This is a genomic window from Cupriavidus sp. SHE, assembly GCF_000812445.1.
Taxonomy (GTDB): Bacteria; Pseudomonadota; Gammaproteobacteria; order Burkholderiales; family Burkholderiaceae; genus Cupriavidus; species Cupriavidus metallidurans.
Genome location: NZ_JWMB01000025.1, coordinates 89,295 through 108,421, shown reverse-complemented (window position 1 = coordinate 108,421; position 19,127 = coordinate 89,295). Strand labels below are relative to the sequence as shown.

16 protein-coding genes are annotated in these 19,127 nt (G+C 62.3%); 4 read left to right on the top strand and 12 right to left on the bottom strand.

Annotation, left to right across the window (positions count from 1 at the left end):
• Positions 1-34 precede the first annotated feature (34 nt).
• The 6 genes from RN01_RS14085 to ugpB form a co-directional block, all read right to left on the bottom strand.
• Positions 35-2,887, bottom strand: coding sequence for a 2-oxoglutarate dehydrogenase E1 component (locus tag RN01_RS14085; RefSeq protein ID WP_024570144.1), 2,853 nt, complete (start codon positions 2,885-2,887; stop codon positions 35-37).
• A 280-nt stretch (positions 2,888-3,167) separates the two neighbouring features.
• Positions 3,168-3,905 carry a glycerophosphodiester phosphodiesterase gene (gene ugpQ, locus RN01_RS14080; protein WP_024570143.1) on the bottom strand — a complete coding sequence of 246 codons (738 nt, stop codon included), beginning with the start codon at positions 3,903-3,905 and terminating at the stop codon, positions 3,168-3,170.
• Positions 3,902-5,005, bottom strand: a complete 1,104-nt coding sequence (locus RN01_RS14075) for a sn-glycerol-3-phosphate import ATP-binding protein UgpC (RefSeq protein WP_017511809.1) — start codon at positions 5,003-5,005, stop codon at positions 3,902-3,904. Before RN01_RS14075 ends, ugpQ begins: the two co-directional genes overlap by 4 nt.
• Before the next feature lie 9 nt (positions 5,006-5,014).
• On the bottom strand, positions 5,015-5,863 hold the full coding sequence (gene ugpE, locus RN01_RS14070; protein WP_008644254.1) for a sn-glycerol-3-phosphate ABC transporter permease UgpE: 849 nt from the start codon (positions 5,861-5,863) through the stop codon (positions 5,015-5,017).
• 10 nt (positions 5,864-5,873) lie between these two features.
• The gene (ugpA, locus tag RN01_RS14065; protein ID WP_011516765.1) at positions 5,874-6,755 is read right to left on the bottom strand and encodes a sn-glycerol-3-phosphate ABC transporter permease UgpA; all 882 of its coding nucleotides are present in this window, start codon (positions 6,753-6,755) and stop codon (positions 5,874-5,876) included.
• A gap of 76 nt (positions 6,756-6,831) precedes the next feature.
• Positions 6,832-8,142 carry a sn-glycerol-3-phosphate ABC transporter substrate-binding protein UgpB gene (gene ugpB, locus RN01_RS14060; protein ID WP_011516766.1) on the bottom strand — a complete coding sequence of 437 codons (1,311 nt, stop codon included), beginning with the start codon at positions 8,140-8,142 and terminating at the stop codon, positions 6,832-6,834.
• Positions 8,143-8,347: 205 nt separating this feature from the next.
• Between ugpB and RN01_RS14055 the strand changes: the two genes are divergently transcribed.
• From RN01_RS14055 to RN01_RS14045, 3 genes are all read left to right on the top strand, one after another.
• Positions 8,348-9,145, top strand: coding sequence for an HAD-IIB family hydrolase (locus RN01_RS14055; RefSeq protein ID WP_017511810.1), 798 nt, complete (start codon positions 8,348-8,350; stop codon positions 9,143-9,145).
• A 128-nt stretch (positions 9,146-9,273) separates the two neighbouring features.
• Positions 9,274-10,950, top strand: a complete 1,677-nt coding sequence (locus RN01_RS14050; RefSeq protein WP_024570142.1) for a hemagglutinin — start codon at positions 9,274-9,276, stop codon at positions 10,948-10,950.
• A gap of 46 nt (positions 10,951-10,996) precedes the next feature.
• Complete coding sequence (locus tag RN01_RS14045; RefSeq protein ID WP_017511812.1) at positions 10,997-11,305, top strand: hypothetical protein; 309 nt, start codon at positions 10,997-10,999, stop codon at positions 11,303-11,305.
• A 79-nt stretch (positions 11,306-11,384) separates the two neighbouring features.
• On the opposite strand, the gene ntrC is transcribed toward RN01_RS14045, so the two are convergent.
• The 4 genes from ntrC to RN01_RS14025 all read right to left on the bottom strand — a co-directional run bounded on the left by ntrC (position 11,385) and on the right by RN01_RS14025 (position 16,327).
• Entirely contained in the window at positions 11,385-12,944 is a 1,560-nt protein-coding gene (gene ntrC / locus RN01_RS14040) for a nitrogen regulation protein NR(I) (protein ID WP_017511813.1), read from the bottom strand.
• A 95-nt stretch (positions 12,945-13,039) separates the two neighbouring features.
• Positions 13,040-14,203 (bottom strand): nitrogen regulation protein NR(II), encoded by a 1,164-nt coding sequence (glnL, locus tag RN01_RS14035; RefSeq protein ID WP_011516771.1) that lies wholly within the window; start codon positions 14,201-14,203, stop codon positions 13,040-13,042.
• Between the two features lie 5 nt (positions 14,204-14,208).
• Complete coding sequence (locus tag RN01_RS14030; RefSeq protein WP_223277353.1) at positions 14,209-14,682, bottom strand: DUF4124 domain-containing protein; 474 nt, start codon at positions 14,680-14,682, stop codon at positions 14,209-14,211.
• A gap of 229 nt (positions 14,683-14,911) precedes the next feature.
• Complete coding sequence (locus tag RN01_RS14025) at positions 14,912-16,327, bottom strand: 3-hydroxylaminophenol mutase (RefSeq protein WP_011516773.1); 1,416 nt, start codon at positions 16,325-16,327, stop codon at positions 14,912-14,914.
• A 527-nt stretch (positions 16,328-16,854) separates the two neighbouring features.
• Here RN01_RS14025 and RN01_RS14020 point away from each other — a divergent pair.
• Positions 16,855-17,319, top strand: coding sequence for a rhodanese-like domain-containing protein (locus RN01_RS14020; RefSeq protein WP_017511816.1), 465 nt, complete (start codon positions 16,855-16,857; stop codon positions 17,317-17,319).
• Between the two features lie 28 nt (positions 17,320-17,347).
• Here RN01_RS14020 and RN01_RS14015 read toward each other — a convergent pair whose 3' ends face one another.
• Positions 17,348-18,148: a molybdopterin-binding protein gene (locus RN01_RS14015; protein WP_011516777.1), complete on the bottom strand. Its 801-nt coding sequence runs from the start codon at positions 18,146-18,148 to the stop codon at positions 17,348-17,350.
• Between the two features lie 23 nt (positions 18,149-18,171).
• Positions 18,172-19,047 carry an EI24 domain-containing protein gene (locus RN01_RS14010; RefSeq protein ID WP_024570140.1) on the bottom strand — a complete coding sequence of 292 codons (876 nt, stop codon included), beginning with the start codon at positions 19,045-19,047 and terminating at the stop codon, positions 18,172-18,174.
• Positions 19,048-19,127 lie beyond the last annotated feature (80 nt).

Sequence of the window (19,127 nt, the reverse complement as noted above, 5' to 3'; positions counted from 1 at the left end):
CGCACCCTGGTGCGCGGCCGCGGGTGCCGACGAATTACTTGGTCAGAACAAAGCCCTTGAGCTTGGAGAACGCAGCGTCCAGCAGCGCCTTCTGTTGCTCGTTGTGCTTTGCGTAGTAGCCCACCGCCGGCGAAGCCGAGGCGGGACGACCGGCATAACCGAGCTTCTGGCCTTCCGTCATGTTTTCCATGATGTAGTGCTGCACGAAGAACCAGGCACCCTGGTTCTGCGGCTCGTCCTGGCACCACAGGATTTCGGTCGCGCCCGGATACTTCTTGAGTTCCGCGGCAACAGCCTTGTGCGGGAACGGATACAGCTGTTCCATGCGGATGATCGCCGTGTCGGTAGCACCACGCTCACGGCGGGTGTTGACCAGGTCGTAGTAGACCTTGCCCGAGCACATGATCACGCGCTTGACCTTGCTGGCGTTCAGTTCCTCGTGATCGGGGATCACGGTCTCGAAATGACCCTTGGCCAGATCGGACAGCGGCGACACGGCATCCTTGCTACGCAGCAGCGACTTCGGCGTCATGATCACCAGCGGCTTGCGGAACAGACGGATCATCTGGCGACGCAGCAGGTGGAAGATCTGGGCCGGCGTGGTCGGCTGGACAACCTGGATGTTGTGATCGGCGCAGAGCTGCAGGAAACGCTCGATACGGGCCGAGCTGTGTTCCGGACCCTGGCCTTCGTAGCCGTGCGGCAGCATCATCGTCAAGCCCGATGCGCGACCCCACTTCACTTCACCCGACGAGATGAACTGGTCGATCACAACCTGAGCGCCGTTGACGAAGTCGCCGAACTGGGCTTCCCAGATCACCAGCGCATTCGGTTCGGCGGTCGAGTAGCCGTATTCGAAGCCGAGCACGGCCTCTTCAGACAGCACCGAGTCGATCACCGTGAACGGTGCCTGGTTTTCCGACACGTTCTGCAGCGGCACGTACGAGCCGGCATCCCAGCGCTCGCGAGCCTGGTCATGCAGCACGGCGTGGCGGTGCGTGAAGGTACCGCGGCCGGCGTCCTGGCCGGTGATACGCACCGGGTAGCCCGAGGCAACCAGCGAAGCGAAGGCCAGGTGTTCACCCATGCCCCAGTCCAGCATCTGCTCGCCACGGCCCATGTTGGAGCGGTCCTTGACGACCTTCTCCACCAGCGGATGCAGCTTGAAGTGCTCAGGAATCGTGGTGATGCGCTCGGCCAGACGCTTCAGTTCCGTCATCGGCACGGCGGTGTCGGCAGCGTCCGTCCACTTGCGGTTCAGGAACGGCATCCAGTCCACGGCGAACTTGTTCTTGAAGTTCGACAGGACCGGGTCCACCGTGTGCTTGCCAGCGTCCATGGCGGCACGGTAGTCCTTGACCAGCTCGTCGCCGAACTCGGTCGGGGTCAGGTTCTGCGCCACCAGCTTGTCAGCGTACAGCTTGCGCGTACCCGGATGCTGGCCGATCTTCTTGTACATCAGCGGCTGCGTCATAGCCGGCGTGTCTTGCTCGTTGTGGCCCAGCTTGCGGAAGCAGATGATGTCGACCACGACGTCTTTGTTGAATTCCATGCGGAAATCAACGGCCAGCTGCATGGCGTACACCACGGCTTCGGGATCGTCGCCGTTCACGTGCAGCACCGGCGCCTCGATCATCTTGACCACGTCCGTGCAATACAGCGTCGAACGGGCGTCGCGCGGGTCCGACGTGGTGAAACCGATCTGGTTGTTGATAACCAGATGCATCGTGCCACCCGTGCCGTAGCCGCGGGTCTGCGCGAGGTTCAGCGTTTCCATCACCACGCCCTGGCCTGCAAAGGCCGCGTCGCCGTGCACCTGCACCGGCAGCACTTCCTTGTGGCCGACGTCGCCGCGGCGTTCCTGGCGAGCCTTGGACGAGCCTTCGACCACCGGGTTGACGATTTCCAGGTGCGACGGGTTGAACGCGAGCGACAGGTGAACCGGGCCGCCTTCCGTCGAGACATCGCTCGAGAAGCCCTTGTGGTACTTCACGTCACCGGCCGGCAGGTCGTCGACGTGCTTGCCTTCGAATTCAGCGAACAGGTCGGCCGGCATCTTGCCCAGCGTATTGACCAGCACGTTCAGACGGCCACGGTGAGCCATGCCGATCACGATTTCCTGCACGCCCTTGGTACCGGCGTGCTGGATCAGTTCGTCCATCGCGGCGATGAAGCTCTCGCCACCTTCGAGCGAGAAGCGCTTCTGGCCGACGTACTTGGTGTGGAGGAATCGCTCCAGGCCTTCGGCCGCGGTCAGGCGGTCGAGGATGTGCTTCTTCTTCTCCAGCGTGAACACGGGCTTGGAACGCGTGGTTTCCAGGCGCTCCTGCCACCAGCGCTTCTGCGCCTGGTCGCTCACGTACATGAACTCGGCGCCGATGGTGCCGCAGTACGTTTCTCGCAGATTGTTGAGCAGCTCGCGCAGGCTCATCGACTCCTTGCCGAAGTACGTGTTGCTGGCATTGAAGACGATATCGAGGTCAGCCTCGGAGAAGCCGTAGAACGCCGGATCCAGGTCAGGCAGGGGCGGACGCTCCTGGCGCTTGAGCGGATCGAGGTCAGCCCAGTGCGAGCCGATGTTGCGGTAAGCGGCGATCAGCTGCGTGGCAGCGACGCGCTTGCGGCCCATATCGGAATCGGCCGAGGCAACAATGGTCTTGATGGGGCCCTGCTTGGCGCGCTCGGCGAACGAGGCGACGATCGGTGCGTGGGGGATATCGCGGGCGTTGGAACCATCCGCAGCCGGGACATTCTGCATCGCGTCGAAATACGCGCGCCAGTTGTCGGGAACCGAGCTGGGATTCTGGAGGTAGGCCTCGTACAGCTCTTCCACATAGGGGGCGTTGCCGCCGAAGAGGTACGAATTGCTTTGATACTGCTGCATCATGGGGCGCTCACTATTCTCCGGGAATGCCGGAGTTAAGCGGGTTCATCAACCTTCCGCGACACGGCTCGACCGGTTAGCGGATTGCAAACAACTCTTGGGGGCCCAACGGTTACCACCTTGAACGAACGGCACCGTGTCAGGTGCCGCTAGTTTTCGGTCTCGCCGCCAGACCCGAAAGGGCAAGTTGTGCGGGGAAGGACCTAAGTCTTCACTCGCGAAGCATAGCACGTTTGCCCTGGACTCGTAGGGACTTTTCGTGATGCAAAACAAGACGGACTGTTCAGGACTGTGGCGCGATCTGATCGACCGCATCGGTGATCAAGCCGTCCAGCCCCCATGACAGCAGGTTCGCTGCCCTCGCCGGGTCGTTGACCGTGTAGCAGAGCACCTTGAACCCGGCCGAATGCGCGGCGCCGATGACAGCGGCATCGAGTTCAAGGTGGTTGGCGTCGAGCGCCACGCATTCCAGCCGGCGCAGCCGCTCGAGCCAATCGGCAGGCAATGTATCCAGCAGCAAGGCACGCGGGAGGTCTGGCGCCACCTGATGCGCGGCCTCCAACGCCACTTCCGAGAACGAGGACAGCAGCGGCGGCGTGCCAGCTCCCTTCCATAGTGAAAGTGCGTCAAGCGCCACTGCGGCACCAGTCCGATACTCGATCCCTGGCACCGGCTTGATCTCTATATTGACCATGAAGCCGTTGGCCTGCGTATAGCGAGCAATGGCCGCCAGCGTCGGCACCGGCTCGCCCGCGTACGCGGGACTGTGCCAGCCGCCAGCATCCAGCGCCGCCAGTTCACCCAGCGTCAGCGCATCGACACGCCCTTTGCCGGTCGTAGTGCGATCCAGCGTCGCATCGTGCATCAGGATCGGCTTGCCGTCGGCAGACAGCTTCACGTCAAACTCGAACATCCGGTAGCCGAACGACGCGCCGTGCCGAAACGCAGCCAGCGTGTTTTCGGGAGCCAGCTTGCCCGCGCCGCGATGGGCAATAAAGCGGGGATAGGGCCAATTCATCATGCCTGAGCCTCGATACGCTTGCCCGACTGCTCGTCGAAGAAATGCAGATGCTCGGCCGACGCCGTAATCGGCAGCTTGTCGCCGGCACGCACCTGCGTCTGGCTGTCGAGCCTGACCACGATGGGCTGGCCGCCGAGCGATCCGTACGCGAACGAATCCGCGCCGAGCGCCTCCACCACCCTCACATCCAGCTCTGCGATGGCCTCGTGCACGGCGCAAGGCTCGATGTGTTCGGGACGCAATCCCATCAGCGCCTGTTCGGGCAGATGCAGCCCCATCGGCAGATGTCCCAGCGTTGCCGCCGCCTGCCCGTCCTTGGGCTGGACCCGCATTTGCGCCACGCCCTGCCCGCTTCCGTTCCGCGCCACCGGCACCAGGTTCATCGGCGGCGAGCCAATGAAGCCGGCGACGAACGTGCTGGCCGGTCGCGCATAGACTTCCAGCGGCGTGCCGATCTGCTCCACCCGGCCGCCATTGAGCACCATCATGCGGTCCGCCAGCGTCATGGCCTCCACCTGATCGTGCGTCACATAGAGGCTGGTCGTCTTGAGCCGGCGGTGCAGATCCTTTAGCTCCAGCCGCATCTGCACGCGCAGCTTGGCATCGAGGTTCGACAGCGGCTCGTCGAACAGGAACACCGATGGCTCGCGCACGATCGCACGGCCCATCGCCACGCGCTGCCGTTGTCCGCCGGACAATGCGCGCGGCTTGCGGTCGAGCAGCGACGCAAGTTCCAGGATGCCGGCCGCATGCTTGACGCGCTGCTCGATCTCGCTCTTCGACATCCCGCGGATCTTCAGCCCGTACGCCATGTTGTCGTACACGCTCATGTGCGGATAGAGCGCGTAGTTCTGGAACACCATCGCGATATCACGCGCGGCCGGCTCCAGATCGTTGACGACCTTGTCGCCAATATGGATCTCACCACCGGTGATCGTCTCGAGGCCGGCCACCATGCGCAGCAGCGTGGATTTGCCGCAGCCGGACGGCCCGACGATCACGATGAACTCGCCGTCGGCGATTTCCATGTCGATGCCGTGCACGACCTGCGTGCCCCCGGCATAGGTTTTCTGAACGTTGCGAAGAGACAGCTTTGCCATGGAATGACCTTATTTTTCCGTTTCCACGAGGCCCTTGACGAACCAGCGTTGCATCAGCACCACCACCACCGCCGGCGGGATCATCGCCAGCATCACGGTGGCCATCACGAGGTTCCAATCGGTAGCGGCATCGCCCGAGCGGGAAATCATCTGTGTCACGCCCACCACCACGGGCGTCATCGACTTCTGCGTGGTGATCAGCAATGGCCAGAGGTACTGGTTCCAGCCATAGATGAACTGGATCACGAACAGCGCGGCGATGCTGGTGCGCGACAGCGGCAGCACCACATCCCAGAAGAATCGCAGCGGTCCGGCCCCGTCGATGCGAGCGGCTTCGGCCAGTTCATCCGGGATCGTCAGAAAGAATTGCCGGAACAGGAACGTGGCGGTGGCCGACGCGATGATGGGAATCGTCAGGCCGAAGTAGCTATCCAGCATGCCGAGGTCAGATACCACCTTGTAGGTCGGCAGGATACGCACTTCCACCGGCAGCATCAGCGTGATGAAGATCATCCAGAAGAACGTCTTGCGCAGCGGAAAGCGGAAATAGACGATCGCGAAGGCGGAAATGATCGAAATCGCGATCTTCCCCAGCGCAATGCCCAACGCCATGATCAGGCTGTTCTTCATCATGGTCGAGACCGGCGAAGCGGCCTCGCCCACGCCTTGAAACAGCACGGTGCGATAGTTTTCGATCAGATGGCTGCCCGGGATCAGCGTCATCGGTGCATCGAGTACCTGCTCGGCCGTCAGCGTCGACGCGACAAAGGTCAGGTACACCGGAAATGCCACGACCGCGATGCCGACGATCAGCACGAGGTGGGTAATGAAGTCGAGTACGGGACGTCGTTCTACCATGGCTGGCTCCTCAATACTGGACCTTGCGTTCCACGAATCGGAACTGCACCACGGTCAGCGCGATCACGATCACCATCAGCACCACCGACTGTGCGGCCGAGCCACCAATATCCATGCCTCGGAAGCCATCATGGAACACCTTGTAGACGAGCGTGTTCGTCGAGTTGAACGGGCCGCCGTGGGTCACCGCATCGATGATCGCGAAGGTATCGAAGAAGGCGTAGACCATGTTGATCACGAGCAGGAAGAAGGTGGTGGGCGACAGCAGCGGGAACACGATCGACCAGAAGCGCTTCCACGGGCCCGCGCCGTCGATGGCAGCGGCCTCGATCAGCGATTTCGGAATGCTCTGCAGCCCGGCCAGGAAGAACAGGAAGTTGTAGCTGACCTGCTTCCATGCGGCCGCCAGCACCACCAGCAGGAGTGCCTGGTTGCCGTTGAGCAGGAAGTTCCAGTCCACGCCTGCCTTGCGCAGCGCGTAGGACACCACGCCCAGGGTAGGGTTGAACATGAACATCCAGAGCACGCCGGCCACGGCAGGCGCCACCGCGTAGGGCCAGATCAGCAGGGTCTTGTAGCCAGTGGCGGCGCGTATGACGCGATCGGCGAAGTACGCCAGCAGCAGCGCCACGGACAGACCCACCACCGTCACGCCAATGGCGAAGATCGCAGTGGTCTGGAAGGACTCGATGTACTGCGGGTCCTTCCACAGCGTAACGAAGTTATCGAGTCCGACGAACTCGAGATTGATGCCGAAGGCATCCTGCTGCAGCATCGACTGCCACAGCGCTTGCCCGGCGGGCAAGAAGAAGAAGATCAGCGTGATGGCGATCTGCGGCAGCACCAGCAGATACGGCAACCACGGAGAGCGAAAGACGACGCGCTTTTCCATCGAGGGGGTTCCCAAAACAAACGCAAACGGGCGACGATTGTGCCGCCGCCCGCTTCAGCTCCATCACCGCAGGGGATTATTCCCTGGCGGTCTTCTGGAAACGCTCCAGCAGTTCGTTGCCACGTGCCACGGCGTTGTCGAGCGCGGCCTTCGGCTCCTTCTTGCCAGCCCACACCGCTTCGAGTTCCTCGTCGATCACGGTACGGATCTGCACGAGGTTGCCGAGACGCACGCCGCGCGACTTGTCGGTGGTCTTCACGACCATCTGCTCGACCGAGACATCGGCACCCGGGTTCTTGTCGTAGTAACCCGACTTCCTCGTCATCTCATACGCAGCCATCGTCACCGGCAGGTAGCCAGTGGCCTGGTGCCAGTCCGACTGGATCTCCGGTCGCGACAGGAACGTGAAGAACTTGGCCACGCCCTTGTACTCGTCGGCCTTCTTGCCGCCCATCACCCACAACGATGCACCGCCGATGATCGTGTTCTGCGGCGCGCCCGGCACGTCCGGGTAGTACGGCAGTTGCGACACACCAAACTGGAACTTGGCATTCTTGCGGATATTGGCCAGCGATGCGGACGAGCCCGTGAACATCGCGCACTCGCCGTTGTAGAACTTGGCCTGCGACTCCGCCTTGCGGCCGCCGTAGCTGAAGTAGCCCTTCTTCACCATCTCCTGCAGGTTCGTGATGTGCTTCACGTGCAGCGGGCTATTGAAGACCAGCCGCGCGTCGGTGCCGCCAAAACCGTTGTTCTTCGTGGCGAAGAGCGTGTTGTGCCAGGCGGAGAAGCTCTCCAGGTGCACCCAGCTCTGCCAGTCGGTGGTATAGGCGCAGTTCTGGCCCGACGCCTTGAGCTTGGCCGAGTACTGCATCACCTCGGGCCAGGTCTTGGGTGGGGCGGAAATGCCCGCCTTCTTGAAGGCATCCTTGTTGTAATAGAAGACAGTCGTCGAGCTATTGAACGGGAACGACAGCATCTCGCCCTTCGACGACGTGTAGTAACCCGCCACTGCCGGGATGTACGCCTTTTGGTCGAACTTCTCGCCAGCGTCCTTCATCACCTGCGACACTGGCTTGATGGCGCCCTTGGCGCTCATCATCGTCGCGGTGCCCACCTCGAATACCTGCAGGATGGCCGGCGCGCCGCCCGCGCGGAATGCCGCAATGCCGGCTGCCATGGTCTCGTCGTAATTGCCCTTGTTGACCGGCACGATCTTGTAGTCGGACTGGCTGGCGTTGAACTTGTCGGCAATCTCGTTGACCTTGTCGTTCAGCGCGCCCTGCATGGCGTGCCACCACTGGATCTCAACAGCGGCATGGGCCGTACCGGCCAAGGCCAGGCTTGCAACGGCGGCGAACTTCAACGCGGTGCGTGGAAAAGACATTGGCATTTCTCCTGAGGCTGTGTTCGGTCCGACCAATTTTTTTGAAAAAGCGACCGACTGTATGCATTTTTTGTGACAGGCATGTTACGCCGCTCTTATGTCACGGCAAACAGGGCAAACCCGCCTTGCCGAAGAGATTGTTGCGGCATATTGACACTGCGCAACCATCGCCCTTGCAACAAGGACGCAGATACAATTCGCCGCCATGACCTCGCCCCAACCTTTCTCCGCCCTGCCCGACGCCGCCCTGCGCCGCGTGCGCGGCATCCTGACCGACATTGACGGCACGCTGACCACCGATGGCCGCCTACCCGCAGCCACGTATCTGGCATTGGATCGTCTCACCCGCGCCGGGCTGCATGTGATTCCGGTAACCGGGCGATGCATCGCGTGGGCGGAGATTCTGACTCGTCTGTGGCCGGTTGACGCAATCATCGGCGAAAACGGCGCCTTTTACTCGCATCTGCGTGATGGCAAGCTGGTTACCCGTTTTCTGGACGATGCGGAAACGCGCGATGCCAACCTGTTTCGCATCCACGCGCTCGGCCAGGAAATCCTGCGCGAGGTCCCCGGCTGCGCGCTGGCATCGGACCAGGCCTGGCATGCCGCCGATCTCGCGATCGACCATGCCGAGGACGTCCCGCCGCTGCCGCAACCGGCAGTCGACCGGATCGCCGAGATGATGCGCGAGGCTGGCATGACAGCAACGATCAGTTCGATCCATGTGAATGGATGGTTTGGGCACCACGACAAACTATCGATGAGCCGGCTGTGTGTAGAGGAACTCCTCGGTGACGACATCGACGCCCATCGCGACGAATGGCTGTTCATCGGCGACTCGGCCAACGACGTCGCGATGTTCGGCCACTTCCCGCTGTCAGTCGGCGTTGCCAACGTGGGTGACATCCTCCATCTGCTGCCGCACAAACCGGCCTACGTCACCAACGCATCCGGTGGCGAAGGTTTCGCCGAAATGGCGGAAAGGTTGTTAGGGCTGAGGTAGTTGGCCTGACGATCGTCAAGCAACGCTGAAGTTCTCCTGGAGCGGGTAGCTATCTCCAGATTCTCGCCCGTATAAACATTGCTGCGCCGCAACGGCGTGGGAATGCCAATACTCCAGGAGAACAATCAATGACGAACAAATCTCGCACCTCGCCGCGCGCGAGTTGCGCTGCTATGGTGCTGCTCGCGGCAACCGCCCTGAGCGCCTGCGGCGGCGGCGACGGAGATCAATCCTCGCAGCCCGTGACCACGTCCGGCGCGCCCTCGACTCCAGAACCCTCTCCGCCAAAGCCAACCAACGTCATGACACCGGCCTGCAGTGATTGCGGAGCCGTCGATGCAGACACCTACGCGGGGACCGGGGTGGGCATCTGGCAAGGCATCAATGCCACTGCAGACACTGTGGATATGCCAATTCGCATTTCGGGATTAAAGGGCCAGGATGTGACGCTAGTCTTCACCAACCACACCGGCATTCCGCGGACCATGCCGAACATCTCGCTGACGACTTCGAAAATGCCAAGCATCGTCGCAAGCGCGCTGCGGTGGGACAACGACACACAGGAAACCAAGCGCCGCATTTCCGACTTCAACCGTGAAGGCTGGGTCGCGCTCGCCGGCAAACGCGGCAGCACGCCCTACTATTCCGCTACGAGCGAGCCGACTCCCGCAGCGGTGGATGATGTGAGGACCTGGTACCACTCCGACGATTCCGAGCGGTCGGCCATGCTTGTGCGTCAACTGAAGGCCTCCGATGGCACCACGATCAACTTCTGGGTTGAAGAGTCGGAGAACAATGCATCCAAGGTAAGTTCGGCGATCGTTGCCCGCCTCGCAGACAGCTTCGCCTCGCAAGGAAAGATCTACGACATGCTGAAGTCCGTGGGCGGCCCGCTTTGGGGGCCACACGCCTACTTCGACGTGATCTCCGCCACCGGACAGCCGATCGATATCGTCATCCTGAACTTCGACCACAATGAGCAGCCGCTTGGTGAGATCGGCTACTTCTATGGACGAAACGCCATCAAGAAGGAGGCGAAGACCAATCCATTCAGCAACGAATCCGTATCGCTGTATCTGGATGCCGAGACGCTCTATCTGGGCGGCGAAGATGGCATAAGGACAATGCTGCTGACCATGGCGCACGAGGCTGTGCACGCGCAGAACTTCTACCGTCGCGGGGTGGTCAAGGGGCCGAAGTACAGCTTCGACGAGTGGCTGGAAGAGGCTTCGGCCATGATGATGGAGGACTTCGCAAGCCTCTCGATCGACGCTAACTACAACGCAATCCGCGACGTTCGCTTCCCGGACTACATTGGCTACAAGGCCGGCTCTTACAACTGCGCCCTGACTACGTGGACACCGTTCGCCGCGTCATGCGACAGCTACTCGGTCTCCGGCTCGCTCGGCGGATTCCTGAACCGACAACTCGGACTCGACTTCTACAAGAACTTGCTGACCGACACCAGCAGTAACTCCGTGGCCGTACTCGACTCCGCCATTCGCTCGGTGCAGCCGGAATCGAGCTTCGGAGAACAACTACGTCGGTTCGGCGCAACTTCGGGCGCGCTGATGAAATCCCCTAGCCCTGCCGGCTTTGGATTCCCGGACCGACTGGACGGCCCGTTCACGCTTCCGCTGATCGATCCGCAAGTGCTCCTGCCCGTCCGGACACTGACGCAATCGATACCCGCCACGCTCGAGGCATACGCCAACCTGCCGGTCGTCCGTTCCGCCGTGAGCGGCACATACAGCGAGACCGTGAAGGTTCCTGCCGGCTCCACACTGTCTGTCGTGGTTCAATAGTGAATGCAGGGGCTGCGCAGCGGCCCCGCATTTCCGGAGACACCGCATGAAAGCAAGCCTCGGCGCGCTGCTTGCCGCAATCAGCATCGCGGCATGTGCGACAAACTCGCCGGCAGACGCCCGCCAGACGTTGGTGGGTGAAATCTACGTCAAGGGGAACGATCCCTTCCCGACCGTCATGCTCGAAACCAGTGACATGACTTTCTGGGAGCTGAGCGGCGTTGCCATCGCGGACGCTCGCGCGCTGACGGGCAAACGCGTAACGGCGCGGGGGAAGATCGAGCGGCCGCCGGGTCCCGATGTCTGGCTACCGTCGCTGCGCGTCGACAGCGTGCCAGAGCCGGTTAGCCCCTGAGAGAAAACCATCAAATAAAAAAGAGGCCACGCGAACGCGAGGCCTCTCGATCCAGGTCCACAAACCAACGACTCTGCGATCAGTCGAACCCAAGCTCCTGCAGCTTGCGAGTAATGGTGTTCCGACCGATGCCGAGCCGCGTCGCTGCCTCCACGCGACGTCCGCGCGTGACACCGAGCGCGGCTTCCAGCACCGCCTTTTCGAATCGCCGCGTCAGCGCATCCATGACTTCGGGCTGCCCCGATTCGAGCATCGACTTGGCCTCGCCAGCCAGCAGCGTTTCCCAGCTTGCCGAGACGGCGCTCGCCGCAAATGCCGACGCCGACGACGTAGCCGAAGAGGCCATGGGTGGTCTTGTGGCGACCATCGTGTCGCCCTCGCCCGTGGCATGCGTGCCGTAATCAGAAACGTCCGCAGCCTCGTGCTCCCCCGACGACCTCGACTCGCCCGACGAACGCATCGGCGACACGCTGCTTTCGCCGTACCCCACCTCGATCATCTCGCGCGGGAAATCCTTGACTTCGATGGTCTGCGCCGGCGCCATGACGGTCAGCCAGTTGCAGAGGTTCTCGAGCTGGCGCACGTTGCCGGGGAACGGCAGCGTGCTGACGTAGGCCAGTGCGTCATCGGACATGCGCTTGGTTTCGACACCAAGCTCCTTCGCGCTCTTCTGCAGGAAATGGCGGGCCAGCAGCGTGATGTCCTCCGGCCGCTCGCGCAGCGGCGGCAGGCGCAGGCGAATCACGTTGAGACGGTGAAACAAATCCTCGCGGAACAGCCCTTCCTTGACGCGCGTCTCGAGGTTCTGGTGCGTGGCGGCGATGACGCGCACGTTGGCGCGCAACGGATTGTGGCCACCCACCCGATAGAAGTTTCCATCCGAAAGCACACGCAGCAGGCGCGTCTGCAAATCAAATGGCATATCGCCGATTTCGTCGAGGAACAGCGTGCCACCTTCGGCCTGCTCGAAGCGACCGCGACGCATGGTCTGCGCGCCGGTGAACGCACCACGCTCATGGCCAAATAGTTCCGATTCGAGCAGATCCTTGGGAATCGCCGCCGTATTCAGTGCGATGAACGGACCATTTGCGCGCGGGCTGTGCTTGTGCAACGCACGCGCCACCAGTTCCTTGCCGGTACCGGACTCGCCGGTGATCATTACGGTGACGTTCGATTGCGACAAACGACCGATCGCGCGGAACACATCCTGCATCGCCGGAGCCTGGCCGAGGATTTCCGGCGCATCGACCAGGCGATCGTCCATTTCCTCCTCGCGCAGGCTTTCCTCGAGCGCCCGGCGAATCAACTCGACCGCCTTGTCGACATCGAACGGCTTGGCCAGATACTCGAACGCGCCCCCCTGGAACGCGGCCACGGCGCTATCCAGGTCCGAGTAGGCCGTCATCACGATAACGGGCAGGCCCGGATGCCGCGCCTTGATGGCCTGCAGCAAATCCAGGCCGGAACCGCCGGGCATTCGGATATCCGAAATCAGGACCTGCGGCTCGTCCTCTTCCAGCGCCGCGAGCACGTCGCGCACGTTGGTAAAACTGCGGGAGAGCAGGCTTTCACGGGCAAGGGCCTTTTCCAGGACCCAGCGGATTGATTGATCGTCGTCGACTATCCAGATCGGCTTCATGTGCGTCGCTTGTCTGCTCGGTGTCATGTGGTCTCCCGTATTCCCTGCTGATGGCAGGGCCCCGCGCCGCTCGCACCGTCTCGCCGATCGGGCGGTTAGTGCAATGGCAACAGGATACGGAAGTCGGTACAGCCCGGCTTGCTCTCGCATTCGATCAAGCCCTCGTGTTGCTGCACGAAGGTTTGAGCGAGTGTGAGACCGAGCCCGCTACCGCCATCCCTGCCCGAAACCAACGGATAGAAGATGCGCTCGCGAATGTCCTCGGGGATTCCCGGGCCGTTGTCAATCACATGCAAATCCAATGCCAGCTTGAAAAGCCGCTTGGCGATCGTGACCTGCCGGGCCACCCGGGTCCGCAGGATGATCTGCGCATCGCCGCGCGCAACACGCTCGTGCAGCGCCTGGGCGGCGTTATGGACGATGTTCAGCACGGCCTGGATCAGTTGCTCCATGTCGCCGCGCAATTCGGGCAGGCTGGCATCGTAGTCGCGCACGATTTCCAGCCCGTTAGGAAACTCGGCCAGCACCACCGAGCGCACACGCTCCAGCACCTCGTGGATATTGAGGTCCGAGACGATGTGCGGATGACGATGCGGCTCCAGCAGGCGGTCCACCAGCGTTTGCAGGCGGTCCGACTCCTTGATGATGACCTGCGTGTACTCCCGGAGTGCACGCTCGGGCAGCTCGAATTCGAGCAACTGGGCCGCGCCGCGAATCCCGCCCAGGGGGTTCTTGATCTCGTGAGCCAGATTGCGGATCAGTTCCTTGTTCGCCGAGGTCAGGTCAAGAATGCGCTCTTCGCGGTCACTGCGCACCTTCTGCTCGTTGAGCAGCACCTCGACCACCGCTGTGTTCGCGTAGCCTTCCACGCCACCGATTACCACGTGCGCGTGCATCGGTTCCTGCAATGGCGGCCGCAGGACCAGGTCCTGCCTGCGCACGTCCACCTGCCGGGCCATCACCGTCTCGAACATGCTGTCGAGTTCTTCCGACGCCCCGAACAGGTCCGGCAGGGACAGTTCCACCATGGCCTTGCGCGACACGGCAAAGCTGGCCTCCGCCGCCGGATTCGCGTAAATCACCCGCAAGCCCGGCTGGCGCACCAGCAGCACCGGGTTGGCCACCACATCCAGGCCCGGATGCAGGGCCGCGCCGCCCAGCGGCAGGATGTCCGCATCACGATCGGCCGGCTCGCCGGCGTCCGGCTTGCGGTCCGTTCCGGCTACCTTGCGGGAAACTTCACGAATCAGGCGGCGCATTCCACTCAATCCTTCAAGCCGGAAAGCTCCCGGCGCAACGATGCCACATTGGCTTCGCTACGGGTGATGTCGTCACGAAGCCGCGCGACGCGATCCAGATACTTCTGATAATTGCGCTCGCCGCCCTGGCGCTCCGGCTCGCCGTTGTTGTACTCGGCGCGCAGGCCGGCCAACCTGGCCTCCTCGGTCTGCAGCTCGGTTTCCAGCACTGTGCGGCGCTCGCTGTCACGGCTCTTTTGCGTAGCGCTATCCACGCGCGGGAAGCTGGTCGGCGACGTAGCTGCCGCCGACTTGCCGCCCGAAGACGCGCCGCCGGCGCGCGAGCCGGGTACGGTGACCACATCTGGCAGGTTCAGCCGCTTGCAGTCCTTGCTGTTGCCAGGATTGCCATTGCGGTACTCGGGCACGCCATCGGCGCCCTTGCACATGTACACGTCGGACGACTGCGCGGCGGCAGGCTGGGCCCATGGCAACGCCATGGCCGCGACCATCACCAAAATGGGGAAGCCCACACGCATCTGGTGCGGCAACGCGCCGCTGGCATTGCTGAAGACCCTGCTCGAGATCGCTTCCATGAACATCGACATGTAGGTTAGGAAAAGAGCCCCATTCTAGCGATCAACGTGGCCGCAAAACAAAAAGGGACAGCCGAAGCCGCCCCTTCCTGGTGCAACTGTTGCCCGGCCACAACCCGGCAACTCACTCGGCTTACAGCGAGTAGTACATGTCGAACTCGATCGGGTGAGTCGTCATGCGGAAACGCGTGACTTCTTCCATCTTCAGTTCGATGTAGGCGTCGAGCATCGAGTTCGAGAACACACCACCGCGGGTCAGGAACTCACGGTCGTTGTCCAGGTACTCCAGGGCCTGATCCAGGCTCGAGCAGACGGTCGGGATCTTCGCGTCTTCTTCGGGCGGCAGATCGTAAAGGTTCTTGTCGGCAGCTTCGCCCGGGTGGATCTTGTTCATCACGCCATCCAGACCGGCCATCATCAGTGCCGAGAAGCCCAGGTACGGGTTCATCAGCGGATCCGGGAAGCGCGTTTCGATACGGCGACCCTTCGGGTTGGACACGTACGGAATACGGATCGAAGCCGAACGGTTGCGAGCCGAGTAGGCCAGCTTCACCGGCGCCTCGAAGCCCGGCACCAGACGCTTGTACGAGTTCGTACCCGGGTTGGTGATGGCGTTCAGCGCGCGAGCGTGCTTGATGATGCCGCCGATGTAGTACAGCGCGAATTCCGACAGGCCGGCGTAGCCGTTGCCCGCGAACAGGTTCTGACCGTCCTTCCAGATCGACTGGTGAACGTGCATGCCCGAACCGTTATCGCCCACGATCGGCTTCGGCATGAACGTGGCCGTCTTGCCGTAGGTGTGCGCGACGTTCTGGATCACGTACTTCTGCAGCTGGGTCCAGTCGGCGCGTTGCACCAGCGTGCTGAAGCGCGTGCCGATTTCGTTCTGGCCCTGGCCAGCCACTTCGTGGTGGTGCACTTCAACGGGGATGCCCAGCGATTCCAGAATCAGGCACATTTCCGAACGCATGTCCTGGAACGTGTCGATCGGGGCAACCGGGAAATAGCCGCCCTTCTTGCCCGGACGGTGACCGCTGTTGCCGTGCTCGAATTCCTTGCCCGACGACCACGGTGCTTCTTCCGACTGGATCTTCACCGAGCAGCCTTGCATGTCGATGTTCCAGGTCACGCCGTCGAAGATGAAGAACTCGGGTTCCGGACCGAAGAAGGCGGTGTCGCCCAGGCCGGTGCTCTTCAGGTAGGCTTCAGCGCGCTTGGCGATCGAGCGCGGATCGCGGTCGTAGCCCTTGCCGTCCGACGGCTCGATCACGTCGCAGCTCAGCACCAGCGTCGGCTCTTCGTAGAACGGGTCGATGTAGGCGGTACCCGAATCCGGCATGAGCAGCATGTCGGAGGCCTCGATACCCTTCCAGCCGGCGATGGACGAACCATCAAAGGCGTGGCCGCTCTCGAACTTGTCTTCGTCGAAGTGCGACACCGGCACCGAGACGTGCTGTTCTTTGCCCTTGGTATCCGTGAAACGGAAATCGACGAACTTCACGTCGTTTTCGTTCACGAGCTTCATCACATCTGCAACGCTCTGCGCCATGCCTATCTCCTGGAAATTCGGGCTGTAACTGGGAAAGTGGGTAAGCCAAAGTTGGTGCGGTCATCTACCTGGACCGCCCCAAAAGGGACGTCGAATGTTAGCAGAAAGCGTGCCAGCCGAAGCCACCTTTCCGCCTGCCAGACTCCCGACTTCCCGAAAAACGTGCACTGGCTTGGATTGGCGCGCACCGGAGCGAAAACACCGGATTGCATGCAATCCAGCCAATCAACTTGATGCCATGGCGAAGTGCACTGCCCGCGCACGCCGCCCACCCCAATCAAACACCATAACGGTGCGCAATCCAAGGATTTGCACTGTTTATGTGCTCACCTCGAAATTCGGCACCATATAGGTGCAACTCCATGGCACCACCACCGCGCCTTGCGTGGACATTTTTCGGGCCTGCCACAATGGCCGCGCTAGAATAACGCCGATTCAACCGGCTTCCCAGTGCCGCGTTGGCCTTGTTGCCCTTGCGCGGGCCAGCCCCCGCTTTCCCTCCATTCTTATTGACTCCGTCACAGAAGATGACTACCCGAGACGAACTCCTCCAGGCCGCCCAGACGCGCAAGCAGCAAGGCGAACTCGCCTATTACGGCGCCCTCACCCCGCAAGAGGCCTATGCGCTGCTGCGGGCCGAGCCGAAGGCCGTGCTGGTCGACGTGCGCACGCAGGCGGAACTGGATTGGGTGGGCGGCGTGGATCTGCCCGACGAGCAGTTCGCCCATATCGAATGGATGTCGTATCCCGGCGGCGCCCAGAACGCCAACTTCGTGGCTGAACTGAAGGCCCGGGTACCGGCCGACGCGCCGGTGCTGTTCCTGTGCCGCAGCGCCGCCCGCTCGAAACACGCGGCGCGCGTGGCGACGGAAAACGGTTACCTGCTGGCGATGGATGTGCTCGAAGGCTTCGAAGGCAACCGCGACGATCATCATCACCGCAAGACGGTGGAGGGCTGGTGCGTGCGCGGCCTGCCGTGGCACGGCGCCTAAGCAGCGCCACGAATCATTGATACGCCGCTTACTGCTCGACGATCTCGAAGCCCATCGCCCGGACCCCGTCGAGCAGCATCGCGTAAGCCGGCCCGACCATGTCGGCCGGCCCTTTCACGCCGAGGTCGATATGGCGCCGCACGAATTTGTCACCACGCGCGGCGTCCCCGACTGATGGCAGGCTGAATACGCGAATACCGGCGAACGACGCCTCCACCTGCTCCATCAACGGCGTCAGCGTCGATTCGGGTGCCTCGAACACATAGAAGGCGCGCGACACCTCGGTATCCTGATGGAACAGGTGCGCGTACCGGTTGTCCAGCACCCACTCCATCATCGGCCACGCCATGACCGGGAAGCCCGGCATGAAATGGTGATCGGCCACCGAGAAACCCGGAATGCGGTTGTAGCTGTTCGGAATGATCCGAGCACCGACCGGAAACTCCCCCATCTTGAAACGATGCTGGTTCTCTGGCTGGTTCAGATCCGCCTTGACCGGATCGCCATTGGCCGTTTCCGCAATACGCAATGCGATCAGTTCGCGCGCCTCGGGGTGCAATGCCAGATCCACGCCCAGCGCCGCGGCCACGCATTGGCGCGTGTGGTCGTCAGGCGTGGCACCGATGCCACCCGTGCAGAAGACGATATCCGGGCCCGCCAGCGTGCGGCGTAGCGTGGCCGTAATGCGCTCGCGGTCGTCCCCGATGTACTCGGCCCAGTCCAGCGCCAGCCCGCGCGCGCCAAGCAGCTCGATGGCACGGCGCATGTGCTTGTCCTCGCGCCGACCGGAGAGAATCTCGTCGCCGATGACAATCAAACCAAAACCCATGATGCGCTCGCTCAGAATTGTTTTCAGGAAGGCTCGATGCGGCGCACGTCAGAGGGCGCCAACTCGATCACGTCGGTAGCCAGGGGCGGTGGCGGCGCTGCGGCCGCGCGCTCTGCCCGCAGATCCGCCAGCGCGCGCAGGCAGAAGTGGCCGAACCACAGTGCCGAGAAAATGAAGATCAGCACGTAAAGCCACAGCGTGCCGGCCAGCACCAGCGGGAACAGGAAGATGATGACAGCGGACCAGACCCACAGCAACGTCGGCGCGGAGCCGAGCAAGCCAACCGCCACACCGATCATCAGCAGCGGCACCCGATGGCGCTTCATGAGCGTCTTGCGTTCTTCGGCCGTGGCATGTTCCGCCAGCGCGTCGTAGGTCATCACGCGGTACGTCAGCCAGCCCCACAGCACCGGCGGAATCAGCGCGAAGAACGGCGGAATCAGCCATAACGGCAGCGTGATGAGGATCAGCACCAGGAAGACCAGCGTGCTGCCGAGCGTCTGGAAGACGCTGCCGACAATGCTGCCCCCGTGAGACTTGGCCAGGTCCGGATAGCTGCGTTCGAGCTGCCTGACCACCACCGGCACCGAGAACAGGCTAATGAAGATCAGCATCGACGCAATGACCAGCGGGATCGCCAGGGTCAGCACGAAGAGCGGCGCCACCACGCTGCGCAGCGACTGCAGGCCAAGCCAGTCGAGCATCGAGTAGATCCAGCTCGTGAACACCGAGCCTTCGAGGATGGCGCGGGCCGTCCCCATGATCGGTTCCCAGCCCCACCAGATCAGGCCGCCCCAGAGGACGGTTGCGAGAACGAATGGCACGACGGTCAGCATCAGCATCCGTGGATGCATCTGGCTGACCAGTGCGCGGCCAAACGAGCGGAAGATATCGTTCATGCGGCAAAGAGGTGAAAGAAGCCCTCGGAGCCTAGCACAGCCCGGCGGCCGTGTTTCCGGAAACCCTCGGAAATGCGCGC

Excerpts from the sequence above, each read along its gene's own strand:
- RN01_RS14075 (WP_017511809.1), bottom strand. The coding sequence starts at position 5,005 with ATGGCAAAGCTGTCTCTTCGCAACGTTCAGAAAACCTATGCCGGGGGC.
- RN01_RS14010 (WP_024570140.1), bottom strand. The coding sequence starts at position 19,047 with ATGAACGATATCTTCCGCTCGTTTGGCCGCGCACTGGTCAGCCAGATG.
- RN01_RS14085 (WP_024570144.1), bottom strand. The coding sequence starts at position 2,887 with ATGATGCAGCAGTATCAAAGCAATTCGTACCTCTTCGGCGGCAACGCC.
- RN01_RS14050 (WP_024570142.1), top strand. The coding sequence starts at position 9,274 with ATGACGAACAAATCTCGCACCTCGCCGCGCGCGAGTTGCGCTGCTATG.
- RN01_RS14015 (WP_011516777.1), bottom strand. The coding sequence starts at position 18,148 with ATGGGTTTTGGTTTGATTGTCATCGGCGACGAGATTCTCTCCGGTCGG.
- ntrC (WP_017511813.1), bottom strand. The coding sequence starts at position 12,944 with ATGAAGCCGATCTGGATAGTCGACGACGATCAATCAATCCGCTGGGTC.
- glnL (WP_011516771.1), bottom strand. The coding sequence starts at position 14,203 with ATGCGCCGCCTGATTCGTGAAGTTTCCCGCAAGGTAGCCGGAACGGAC.
- ugpB (WP_011516766.1), bottom strand. The coding sequence starts at position 8,142 with ATGTCTTTTCCACGCACCGCGTTGAAGTTCGCCGCCGTTGCAAGCCTG.
- ugpA (WP_011516765.1), bottom strand. The coding sequence starts at position 6,755 with ATGGAAAAGCGCGTCGTCTTTCGCTCTCCGTGGTTGCCGTATCTGCTG.
- RN01_RS14030 (WP_223277353.1), bottom strand. The coding sequence starts at position 14,682 with ATGGCGTTGCCATGGGCCCAGCCTGCCGCCGCGCAGTCGTCCGACGTG.
- RN01_RS14020 (WP_017511816.1), top strand. The coding sequence starts at position 16,855 with ATGACTACCCGAGACGAACTCCTCCAGGCCGCCCAGACGCGCAAGCAG.
- ugpE (WP_008644254.1), bottom strand. The coding sequence starts at position 5,863 with ATGGTAGAACGACGTCCCGTACTCGACTTCATTACCCACCTCGTGCTG.
- RN01_RS14055 (WP_017511810.1), top strand. The coding sequence starts at position 8,348 with ATGACCTCGCCCCAACCTTTCTCCGCCCTGCCCGACGCCGCCCTGCGC.
- RN01_RS14045 (WP_017511812.1), top strand. The coding sequence starts at position 10,997 with ATGAAAGCAAGCCTCGGCGCGCTGCTTGCCGCAATCAGCATCGCGGCA.
- RN01_RS14025 (WP_011516773.1), bottom strand. The coding sequence starts at position 16,327 with ATGGCGCAGAGCGTTGCAGATGTGATGAAGCTCGTGAACGAAAACGAC.
- ugpQ (WP_024570143.1), bottom strand. The coding sequence starts at position 3,905 with ATGATGAATTGGCCCTATCCCCGCTTTATTGCCCATCGCGGCGCGGGC.